Genomic DNA, 11,331 nt, shown 5'->3' on the forward strand with positions numbered 1-11,331 from the left:
GTCGAAGCGAGCGTTGGAACCCTCGAACTTTAACTGATACTACGAACAAAAACTGAACAACCTTGCACGATCTCATGTTTAAGACGTTTGGCGGCTAATGCCGTTGATCGGAGCAACCTTGATCGATGAAATAAATACAATTTTTTGTCATAATCACTTGGTAAACCTGGCGCTTATTGACAAACGATGGAATTTCGGGATACCCGGAACCTTCGATAAGAATAGCGTATTGTGGTTTAGAACACAATTTTGAGAGGGGAGCTGAGCTTCCCTTTCTTTGTTTATGGGGGTATCAATTGTGATCAGCCCATCGGTGAGAGCCCAATTGGGCTGTATATGGGAATTCAAAAGCGCCTGTGGATGAATTGAAGATTTGATGTGGTTGGCTTATATTTATGGAGAGGGGCGAAAGTGTGCATATTTTCGCCTTATCGACAAAATAAAACAGACACCAAAAATGAACTACTTTAACCCACGTACCGCCGCAGAACGCTATTCAAAAGGTCGCCCCGATTTCCACCCCAACACCATAAAGCACATCAAAGATTATTTGCATCTTGACAAAAAACTTGATGACGCCTTAGATATCGCCTGCGGGACGGGCCTTTCAACCAAAGCGCTTTTGGAAATTGCAACAAACGTTTACGGAACGGATATTTCGCAAGAGATGTTGAATTTTGCATTACAACCTGACAAAATTCATTATTCCATTGCTCCGGCAGAGCAGCAGCCATTTGCCGACAATAGTTTTGATTTAATTACGGTTAGTTCAGGTGTCCATTGGTTTGACATTGACCAATTCCTAATTGAGGCGAACCGACTATTAAGGAGTAAATCGTGGCTGGTACTTTATGAGAATCATTTTATTTCTGAAATGCTGGGCAATAGCAACTTCTCCAATTGGATTCCCAATGTTTACCTTAAAAAATATCCTTCGCCACCGCGTAATCATGCATACTCCTGGACAAATGAAAACCTAAATGCCAAGAATTTTTACCTGGTAAAAGAAGAAACATTCAAGAACGCAATCGTTTTTAACAAAAAACAATTGGCATTGTACTTCACCACCCAGAGCAATATCATAGCCGCAGTAGAGAACCATGAAACGACCTATGATCAAGTTGAAAATTGGTTAGACCAAGCACTTGCTCCGTTTTTTGACAATGATGAAACAACACAGACCATCAACTATGGAAATTGGATTAAATACATTCAACGGATAGATTGAGGACGAAAGGCAAAAATGGAATGATTCGATTAAACCCACTGGAATAAGCCGATCCACTGCCCACCCAATATTCCCCCCCACCAAATCGTTACCACTCTGTCTGTCTAACCGACACAACATGAGAAAACTATCACTACCCCTGCTCCTCATTTACTTCATCCTTTTGCCATCCGTACAGGCCCAGGAGATCCGGGAATTTATGGACCTGCAAAGCCACATGACCGTACACATCCCCTATCCTTTTTTTGGCAAGGGCCTGACCTATTTTTCAGATGAAAAGCCCCCTCCAGTCAATTACAAACACACCTTTCGAAATGTGAACCACGCCAATTTTTTGGAGCACAACCAGGGTGCCCGGATCATCATCAATGGTGCGCTGAGCAAGGAATGGGTGACCTCTAAAAAAAAGGCGCGGCGCATGATTGTAGAGCAAATTGAGTACGTAAACGAATTCATCAAAAGTCACTCCGACCAATTTGCCCTGGCCAAAACCCCACAAGAAGTGCGCGACCTGGTGCACAATACCAATAAAACCATTGTCATCCATTCCATTGAGGGAGGGCGCAGATTGATCAACAGCCAGGAAGACGCCGACTTTTGGGCCAGCCAAGGCGTAGCCTACATTACCCTGGTGCATTTGCTGGACGATGAAAACGGAGCTTCCGCCATCACCCCGGGTTTGATGACTCGCCTAATGAATCTGAAAGGAGGCCTGCGCAAAGAAAAAAACCGGAGACTTAGCGAACACGGCAAAGACGCCATCCAGTACCTGGCCAATGCGGGCGTCATGATCGACCTGACTCACATGTCGGAGTTGACCAGGCAAGACGCCCTCGATTACATGATCGAACACCAGATTCCGCCCATTACAACCCATGATGCATTTAAACCCATTCAAAACAATTCCCGGGGCCTTTCCCCCGAGGACATCATCCGCATTTACCAGCACAATGGCTTTGTTGCTTTGCCCCTCAGCGGCCGGGCGATCAAACCCTACAAATCTTTAGCCCCCTATCAAAACTTGCTGGATAGTTTGAGCCAGGTGGATTGTTATTGTGAAGGTTCTGTCGACGATTATAAAATCACCTATCAGGCCGTCAAGCAATTCATTGAAGGTAATGTGGCGCGTATCGCCCAGGATTCAAGCCTCGTTTTTGAGGCTTTGGACGACCGCCAAAAGGTGAAATATTCCATCGGATTTCAGACCGATTTTAATGGTTGGCTGAGCCACAATCGCCCGCGCTACGGTAAAGAAGGCTGTTACGAAATGGCTGAAGATCGAACTTACGAGGACATCGAAACAAAAGGCTTGGCGCATCCCGGCCTGCTGAACGAGCATTGGAACCTGTTGCTGCGGGAAGGAGTGGATTTAGAACCCATCAAAAGATCCTCGGAAAAGTTTTTGCAGCTGTGGCAGTATTTTTTGGATCATCGGAAGGTAGAGAATTAGACCACTTTTCTCCAATTGACTGTAATGGGATTGACCGAATTAATCGTCATATTGATTGGAGCAAAACTGTTCCCTTTGAGTTAATTAGGAAATCACAATAATCAACCATATGGGATTCACACCTGGCCCTCGCATCAAAGACATCCACATCACCCCCATCGCCACCGTAGACCCTCCCTTGCTGAACGCAGCGGGTTTACACGCGCCTTACGCCTTGCGCACCGTATTGGAGATCGTCACCGAAGACAACATCTCCGGCATCAGCGAGATCCCCGGTACCAAAGACATCGACGCAGCTTTGGAGGATTCCAAAAAACTGCTGATAGGCCAGGATGTTTTTCAATTGAACCATATCCGCCAGATGCTGGTGCAGGCGTTTGGCAAAGACTCAAGCGCAGATCGAGGATTGGCACCCTGGGACCAAAGAAAACTGGTGCATATTTTCAGCGCGGTGGAAGTAGCTTGTCTGGACATCATCGGCAAAGTCACGAACAAACCCGTTGTCGACTTGTTGGGTGGCAAAATGCGGGATCGGGTACCCTTTGCGGCTTACCTCTTTTACAAATACGCTGGTGCGGGTGGCGAGCTGGGTTTTGACCTGGACCCCAATGCCAGCGGCTGGGACGCAGCCCGTCAAAAAAGTGCCCTGAACCCTGAAGAAATAGTCGCCCAGGCCCAGGCCATGTGTCGCGAGTTTGGCTTCCAATCGATCAAGCTCAAGGGGGGCGTTTTTCCGCCCCGCCAGGAAGTGGACGCCATTTTTGCCCTACGCGAAGCTTTTGGCCCCGATGTTCCCCTGCGGATCGATCCCAACGCCCTGTGGCAGGTAGAAACAGCCATTCAATACGGTCAGGAAATGGAACCCGTGCTGGAGTATCTGGAAGACCCCGTACGTGGCCAGGAAAACATGGCCCTGGTCAGAAAAGCCCTGAAAACCCCCTTGGCCACCAACATGTGTACCACTTCTTTTGAAGAAATTCCCCGTAGCATCACACTCGGTTCGGAAGACATCATCCTGAGCGACCACCACTTTTGGGGCGGATTGCGTGCCTCCATGACCCTGGCGGGCATTTGTGAAACCTTCGGCCGGGGTTTGTCCATGCATTCCAACAGCCATTTGGGGATTTCACTGGCAGCGATGGTACACCTGGGCGCGGCTTTGCCGGATATGACTTACGCTCTGGATACACATTACCCCTGGCAATCGGACGAAATCATCATCGGTGGGCGACTGAAATTTGAGGAGGGCTCCGTGATGGTACCCACCGAACCGGGCCTGGGCGTGGAACTGGATCGGGTAGCCCTGGCCAAATTGCACAAAAACTACAAAGCCTGCGGATTGACCAAGCGGAATGATGAAGTGGAAATGCAGAAGGTGCAGCCAGGGTGGAAGTTTGAGGCGGTAAGGTGGTAGGGGAGTTGGAACGAAAATTGAACAGCAAAAAATCACCACCATGCAATTCGATCCAAACAACAACATTGTAAAACTTTGCGCCGAGGGCATGAGTCTGGAAGGTGAAGGCAAAAAAGAAGCAGCGCTCCAACTATTCGAACAAGCCTGGGGAGAAGCGAGCAACGATTTTGAAAAATTCACTGCGGCGCACTATGTCGCCCGGCAGCAAAAAAGTATTGCTGAAAAACTGGATTGGGACCAAAGAGCTTTACATCACGCTTTGAAAATCAATGATGAGGGGATGAAAAGCACTTACCCTTCTTTGTATTTGAACATTGGCAAGGGATATGAAGACTTAAACGATTTTGAAAGTGCTAAAGCAAATTATGCCACGGCGCTTTCATTCACAGCCTTTCTTCCTGAGGACGGCTATGGGCAGTTGATAAAAGGGGGGATATTGAACGGGATTGAGCGGGTGAAATGATCACCCGCTGGTACAAGTCTCCCGCTGGTACAAGTCTCCAGACTTGTACCAGTATCTGCACGTCTCCTGACGTGCCCCAAACCACATTTATTCCTCAAACCCCGGCACATACACAAATCCACTTCCCGGCAAAAATGGCTCCAATAAATCCACTTCCAACAAACAATCTCGGTTGTCAAAAGCATAACTCCGCGCGCTGCTATACAGATAATGTTCAGGGTTTTCTACCCATTTTGCCCTGACTGGATTGTTATGGATGTATTCCACCTTTTGCCAAATTACTTTAGGTGAAACCAGCTCAATAGGGTGATTATCCTGAATCCACATTTGATAATAGCGGTTATTGGTATTAAACTTGGCGTAATAGCTGAAAACATGCAGCAACCAATCTTTGCGACTTTCATTCCCTTTTTCAATTGCTTCCAGAATTTGACGAGAAGTGAATTTTTTAAAATCGCGAAGGATTGCAGACAACTGTTGCGTCCCATCTGCTTTTACGATCATGTGCAGGTGATTGCTCATGAGTACGTATGCGAATATGCGTAAGCCTTTGGCTTTTTGGCAGTAAGAAAGGCTTTCAATGATGATGTCGCGGTAGGTGGCACGAGTGAAAATGTCTACCCATCCAACAATGGTGCAAGTGAGGTAATTGAGACCTTTTTGGTCAAGGATACGGTAGCGAGCCACAAGGCTTTGTTTAATGCCCAAATTTTAACCATCACCCCAATCGTTCCAAAATCTCCAACCCCTCCTTCCAATCCCCATACCCACTCTGCGCATTAATATGTCCGGCATCACCAATATTGATAAATTCGCTGCCCCAATGAGTTGCAAAAAAACGAGCCCGTTCCAGGTCGACCCATTCGTCGTTGCTACTCGCCACTACAATACTTTTGAAGCCAAGAGGCTCCAGCGGAATGGGAGTAAATCCCGTCGATGGGAAAGTATACACGGGCTGTTCAATGTCGCTCGGAGCTACCAGGAATGCACCTTTTATCTTATGTCCATAACGTTTCGCCCAATGTGCAACCGTAGCGCAGCCCAGGCTATGTGCAATCAACACCACTTGCGTTAAATCATAACCTTGTACTGCCGCTTCAATTGCCTCCAACCAATCGGCACAATCGGGGGCATCCCACTCTTTTTGCTGGATGCGTTGCGCATTGGGCAAGGTTTTTTCAAAATAGGTTTGCCAATGTTCGGGGCCAGAGTTCCCCAAGCCGGGGATAATGAAGTAATGGGTCATTGGTAAATAATGTTTTGACAAAAAAAGACAAAATAAACGAGCAAAAAAAAAAGAAATAGCCAACTAATTGCAACAATTTACACTCATTTGAATATCTAAATTTAAAAGCCCAAACTTATAGATAAAAGAACCGTGTCAACTATTCGATATCATCTAATTGAACAACATTTAAACAATTAACTCATGAAACGATTTACACTGTTTTTACTTATCCTATTGCTTAGTTGCCCGATGTGGGTGCAAGCACAACTCATTAAAGGCAGCTGGTATGCCAGTGGGTCTATTTATAGTGGTTTACCCGCAGCTCAAGGTTTAGCAGGCCTAAGCTATTTCGAAAAATTTGGACCCATAGAGGACCAATTCAGGTTTAACCTTTCCCCTGAATTTGGTTATTTTTTTTCCAAACGGCTATTGGTCGGAAGTCGGGTAACTGCAACTCTGTACAGCAAAAATGACCTTTTTGATGGCAATGCCATTGGTATTGCCCCATTTGCCCGCTACTACTTGAATCCACAATCGACCAACAATCATTTTTTTGTAAATGCCCAATTCAATCTGCTCTTTTCCAGTGACAACAACTTTGGTGGGGCCAACGCAGGTGTAGGCATGACCCACTTTTTGGCCCCGGGCATTGGCCTTGATGCTTATCTGGCCGTGATAGAGCCCGATTTCCAAATCAGGAGAAACACCCAACTTGGTCTATCCACCAGCCTCAATGTTTACCTCAATCCTGAAATGAGAGGTACCCGCAAAACCGCTCTACCGAATTTGCAAGCAGGAACCTTAATGATTGGAGGAACCAGCGCCAGGGCTCAGTTTGGCATCAGTTCTCCAAGGCCAGGAGCCGCTAATCTTAACGCTTTGACTATTGCTCCGAATTTGCTCTACTTTGTAAACAATCGTTTGGGCCTGGGTGGCGCAGCAGCTTTGGGGCTATCCGGAAATCAGGACTTTAGCACAACCCTAATCGGGCTTAGCCCACGGATTCGGTATTACCTCAATACGGATCGGCACCGCCTCTTGTTTTTGAGTGGTGCTTATCAATACGATAGGGTCAAGGTCAAATTTAATGAGCAGGAGCTGGATGAAAAAACTTCACGAGCCATTCTGGCACTGGGTTTGAACAGCTTCTTTAACTCAAATCTTGCACTGGAGCTGGCGCCCAATGTGAACTACAACTTTGACGCCAAATCGCTGCAAGCAGGCCTGGACCTGGGGATCCAATTTTTCCTCAATCCTAAGCAAAAGGAGTAAGGGATTATCCCTATCTTGAGGTGAAACTATAAACAACAATGAAAACAAAAACACTACTGCTGCTTTGTGTGTGCGTCACCCAAAGCCTGCTGGCGCAAATTGACAGCACCAAATACCCACGCCTGCTCACCTGGACGACCCAACAGGATCACGACAACATGAAGCAGCAACTGGGCATCAAAAAATTGCGACCCGGGCCCAGTGGCAACGAATCCGCACCCAACCACGCCAACTACGACGACGCCATCGCCGACCCTTGCCCACAACTGCCTGATGTACTAAGCACCCAAAATGGCAAAAAAGTCACCACTCCCGAGATGTGGTGGAACCAACGCCGCCCGGAGTTGATCGAAGCCTTTGAAAAAGAAGTATACGGCCGTATTCCGAAAAATGTGCCCAAAGTGACCTGGACGGTAAAAATCACCGACCGGGAATTTGTGGGCCGTACCCCGGTGATAGCCAAACAAATCATCGGAAATGTGGACAACAGCGCCTACCCTCTGATCAACGTGAACATCAACATGATGCTGGTGGTGCCCACCAATGTCAAAGGCCCGGTACCCGTGCTGATGATGTATGGTCGCCCCGCATTCCCGGCACCTGCTCAACCTTCACCTGATGACCTGGAAAAAATCAACACCAGCTTCAAGGAGATGATGATCCAGGCAAACCCCGAGATGAAGGCCATTTTTGACAAATACCCGGCGTATATGCCCATCACGAGATTGCCTGCACCTAACCCCTTTGCTCCACCTCCTGCAGGTGATCTGCCTTCTACTGAACAGCTACTCGCAGCAGGTTGGGGCTATGCCACCATCGACCCTGCCAGTATCCAGGCCGACAATGGCGCCGGGCTCACCAGAGGGATCATCGGACTGACCAACAAGGGGCAAGCCCGCAAACCCGAAGACTGGGGCGCCCTGCGCGCCTGGGCCTGGGGAGCTGCCCGTGGCCTCGATTACCTGGAAACCGATCCTTTGGTAGATGCGAAAAAAGTAGGCATTGAAGGCGTTTCCCGCTATGGAAAAGCGGCCCTGGTTACCCTGGCTTTTGAACCGCGTTTTGCAGTGGGTTTGATCGGCTCTTCCGGTAAAGGTGGCACTACCTTACACCGCCGCGTCTTTGGCGAAGCCGTGGAAAGCCTGACCGGGAGTGGCGAATACCATTGGATGGCGGGCAATTACTTGAAATACGGCACTGAAGAATCGTCGTTTGGCACTAAAACTGGCTGTGACCTCTCGGTCGATTCCCATGAATTGATTGCACTTTGTGCGCCACGCCTGGCCTTTATCAGTTATGGCATTCCCGAAAAAGGGGACGCCCGCTGGCTCGATCAAAAAGGCAGCTACATGGCGACCATTGCTGCGGGAGCTGTATATAAATTATTGGGCGCAAAAGACCTGGGCGTTTCCAATGATTACAAAACGGAAAAAATGCCGCCTATGCTTACCGATATGTTGAACGGCGAACTAGCCTGGCGCCAGCACGACGGAGGTCATACTGATGGACCCAATTTTAAACATTTTATCCCTTGGGCGACCCGTTTATTGAAATATGAGCGGAAGGATGCACAGTAAGCAACCACACAATATTCTTACTGATCAACTTTATCTTAATCTGTACAGAGGTGATGTTTACCTCTTTGTGACACGCCTCTGTGCATGGTTTTTTTGGGTTTTGTCTTGCCTGGAATCATATATAAAATTAATTTGCTTTGAATTTATTGAGTAAATTGAGTGTTGTAAAAAGAAGAATACCAGGGATTTGCGAATTTTTTATAGGTTTTGGTTTTCCTTTTTTTAAAAAAAAATATGGCCTGTTTGTCCCTTTTATTCTTATCTGCCTGCCTTATATTTGACTTTGGAATATTCTTTGTGCTAATAACGAAATACATCTCATGAAAGAATTACGGGAACTGGTTCTTGTAATGGAGAACAATGGCTGTGGCGCCACTGCTATGTTCAACGGTAGCTCTGGAACCGCATCAAAGTTGTCAGTCTTTTACAAGGGCATCTCACAAAACAGTTGGGAATCTGATGACAATGCAGCCAAAGCCTTATATCCTGGGGAAGGCTCGCATTCTTCTTACCGCAAGCTAAAGTCGGATTTAAAGGAACGGTTGGTCGATACCATCCTCACCCTGAAATTCAATAGCAACAAGTACAATAGCTACCAAAAGGCGTATTACCGCAGCCATCGCGAATGGGCTGCTGCTAAAATCCTGTTGGGGCAAAATGCCAACGATGCGGCCGCAGATCTGGCTACCAAACTCTTGCGCCAGGCCCGCCAATTTGATTTCAGTGGCTTAGCCATGGACATTTGTAGCGTGCTGCGTTTGTACTATGGGGCGCGGATGGGGGATATGGTTCGTTTTGAAGAGTTCAACAAACTATTCAGCGAGTATCAGGAAATTTACCAGGCGGAAAACCGAGCTGAGGAGTTTTACATCATTTTGAGTTCGGGTTTTGTCAACAACAAATCAACCAAGGAGGACATTCGGGATAAAGCCAGGGATTTTCACGACGAATTATTGCCTGCGCTTAAAAAATTCAATTCGCACCGCCTGCATTTCTACGGGGCTTTGATTGAATTGGCCTGTCATACTTCCATCAACGATTACACAACCGCCTTAAAAGTTTGTGAACGTTACATCCAGTTCTTTTTGCAAAAAGAGTATGAAGCGCATGTGCCCCTCCAGATTTTGTACTACCAGGAATTGCTTTGCCATGTGCAATTAAAGAACTTCAAGGCAGGGCGAACTGCTGCCGAAAATTGTTGCAAACTTCTGGCCGAGGGCAGCTACAATTGGTTCAAATACCAAGAATCGATCTTCCTGCTGGCGATGCATACCAGCGAATACCAGGCTGCTTACGAGATTTACACCGAGGTCATCAAAAACAAACGGTTCAATTTGTTGCCTGACAATGTCAAGGAAATCTGGAAAATCTTTGCCGCATACCTGGCTTACCTGATCCGTTTTGAAAAAATCAAATCCTCCGCTAACGATAGCCTCAAAAATTTCAAACTCAGCCGTTTTCAAAATGAAACGCCCGTTTTTTCCAAAGACAAAAAAGGCATGAATATTGGCATCTTGGTAGCCCAATTGCTGCACTTGTTGTCAGAAGGGAAAAAATCGCAGTTCATTGACAAAGTGGAATCATTGGAGCAGTATACCTATAAGTACTTGCGCAACGATCATACCCTGCGCAGCCACTACTTCATCAAAATTTTGTTGCAGATTCCACTCTCTGGTTTTGACAGGAGCACTTTTTTGGCTAAAACCCGGACTTATTTGGAAAAAATGAGTGCAGTGCCCAGCGAGGCAGCCAATCAAACCAATGAAATTGAGATCATTCCTTTTGAGGAATTGTACCAAATGTTGGAAAGCCAGCTGCGTTAATTGTGCTATTTTTGTAATGTTTTGAACTAAAAATGCATGTTTTTTTGAGCTGATTATCAGTCTCCTATTCGTTTCCACTCCCTCTCTCTACACATTTTTGAAGGTAATGATTACCGCTTTTTTTTTAGCCCATTCCCACACGGATTGTCATAATTTTATATTATTAAAAAAGCAGTGTATGTTGCAGTACAGCGAAAACATACCACATGCTATGGCATTGGTCAGTGTATGTAAATGGCTTTCTATTCCAATTGAAGGCGAGTCAGGGTGTGCTGTCATCATTACTGTTGATGTTACAGTGGTATAAGCCAAAAACAATGGTAAAGACACATCCGGAGGGCAATTTGGCGGCCAAGATAAGGCTGCTAAGAAATGTAAAAATACTGTTTAGTGAGGTCGTTTTTGGAACACCAGGTAAGCGGTGTGAAGGATCGGGGCTCTGTCGAATTTACACAGTGACTGGTGCAAAGCGCCTTGACCCGCATCCTCGCCGCGTACCAGTGATCTTGTTGATCAACTCCAAGGGCAACCTGGGCATTCGACTGAACAAAAATGACCTCTCTGAGGAACTTCACAGGGAGCTCTTTCAAGGATCAGGTTTTATGATGGAAGAGCAGTTTATGTTACCCAAGTATTTCGCCCGCAAACTGGGCGTAGTGCAGTACAAGGTACCTGCTGGAGCTTATCCTCTGCAAGCCAGAGGCAATTGGATGGATATCGTTTTTTAAAAATAGCGTTTTAATTTCTGCCTCTTTTTTAAGAGGCAGAATTTTTTTACTCAATTTATAACAATTCAATTACTAATTTGCCCCAATAAAGCCTTCCCTAAAAGAACAGTCTTGATGTAACAAAACAAAGAAAAAAGAAAGGAAATAA

At 46.4% G+C, this 11,331-nt stretch carries 10 protein-coding genes; 8 read left to right on the plus strand and 2 right to left on the minus strand.

Going from position 1 to position 11,331, the window contains the following annotated elements; translation table 11 throughout:
* The first annotated feature begins 457 nt into the window (after nt 1–457).
* The 4 genes from ACO08K_RS16670 to ACO08K_RS16685 all read left to right on the plus strand — a co-directional run bounded on the left by ACO08K_RS16670 (nt 458) and on the right by ACO08K_RS16685 (nt 4,555).
* A complete protein-coding gene (locus ACO08K_RS16670) occupies nt 458–1,228 on the plus strand; it encodes a class I SAM-dependent methyltransferase (RefSeq protein ID WP_421797542.1) in 771 nt (256 codons plus the stop codon).
* A gap of 118 nt (nt 1,229–1,346) precedes the next feature.
* Nucleotides 1,347–2,678, plus strand: coding sequence for a membrane dipeptidase (locus tag ACO08K_RS16675; protein WP_421797543.1), 1,332 nt, complete (start codon nt 1,347–1,349; stop codon nt 2,676–2,678).
* 109 nt (nt 2,679–2,787) lie between these two features.
* Entirely contained in the window at nt 2,788–4,092 is a 1,305-nt protein-coding gene (locus ACO08K_RS16680; protein ID WP_421797544.1) for a glucarate dehydratase family protein, read from the plus strand.
* Nucleotides 4,093–4,132: 40 nt separating this feature from the next.
* On the plus strand, nt 4,133–4,555 hold the full coding sequence (locus tag ACO08K_RS16685) for an rRNA adenine methyltransferase (RefSeq protein WP_421797545.1): 423 nt from the start codon (nt 4,133–4,135) through the stop codon (nt 4,553–4,555).
* Nucleotides 4,556–4,642: 87 nt separating this feature from the next.
* Here ACO08K_RS16685 and ACO08K_RS16690 read toward each other — a convergent pair whose 3' ends face one another.
* Both ACO08K_RS16690 and ACO08K_RS16695 read right to left on the minus strand, forming a co-directional pair.
* The gene (locus ACO08K_RS16690) at nt 4,643–5,242 is read right to left on the minus strand and encodes an REP-associated tyrosine transposase (RefSeq protein WP_421797546.1); all 600 of its coding nucleotides are present in this window, start codon (nt 5,240–5,242) and stop codon (nt 4,643–4,645) included.
* Between the two features lie 31 nt (nt 5,243–5,273).
* The gene (locus ACO08K_RS16695) at nt 5,274–5,801 is read right to left on the minus strand and encodes an RBBP9/YdeN family alpha/beta hydrolase (RefSeq protein ID WP_421797547.1); all 528 of its coding nucleotides are present in this window, start codon (nt 5,799–5,801) and stop codon (nt 5,274–5,276) included.
* A gap of 183 nt (nt 5,802–5,984) precedes the next feature.
* Between ACO08K_RS16695 and ACO08K_RS16700 the strand changes: the two genes are divergently transcribed.
* From ACO08K_RS16700 to ACO08K_RS16715, 4 genes are all read left to right on the plus strand, one after another.
* Nucleotides 5,985–7,055 carry a hypothetical protein gene (locus tag ACO08K_RS16700; protein ID WP_421797548.1) on the plus strand — a complete coding sequence of 357 codons (1,071 nt, stop codon included), beginning with the start codon at nt 5,985–5,987 and terminating at the stop codon, nt 7,053–7,055.
* A gap of 38 nt (nt 7,056–7,093) precedes the next feature.
* Entirely contained in the window at nt 7,094–8,632 is a 1,539-nt protein-coding gene (locus ACO08K_RS16705; protein ID WP_421797549.1) for an alpha/beta hydrolase family protein, read from the plus strand.
* 320 nt (nt 8,633–8,952) lie between these two features.
* Nucleotides 8,953–10,455: a hypothetical protein gene (locus tag ACO08K_RS16710; protein WP_421797550.1), complete on the plus strand. Its 1,503-nt coding sequence runs from the start codon at nt 8,953–8,955 to the stop codon at nt 10,453–10,455.
* A gap of 317 nt (nt 10,456–10,772) precedes the next feature.
* The gene (locus ACO08K_RS16715) at nt 10,773–11,183 is read left to right on the plus strand and encodes a hypothetical protein (protein ID WP_421797551.1); all 411 of its coding nucleotides are present in this window, start codon (nt 10,773–10,775) and stop codon (nt 11,181–11,183) included.
* The last annotated feature ends 148 nt before the right edge of the window (nt 11,184–11,331 follow it).

It is taken from the genome of Haliscomenobacter sp. (genome assembly GCF_965225875.1).
GTDB lineage: Bacteria > Bacteroidota > Bacteroidia > Chitinophagales > Saprospiraceae > Haliscomenobacter.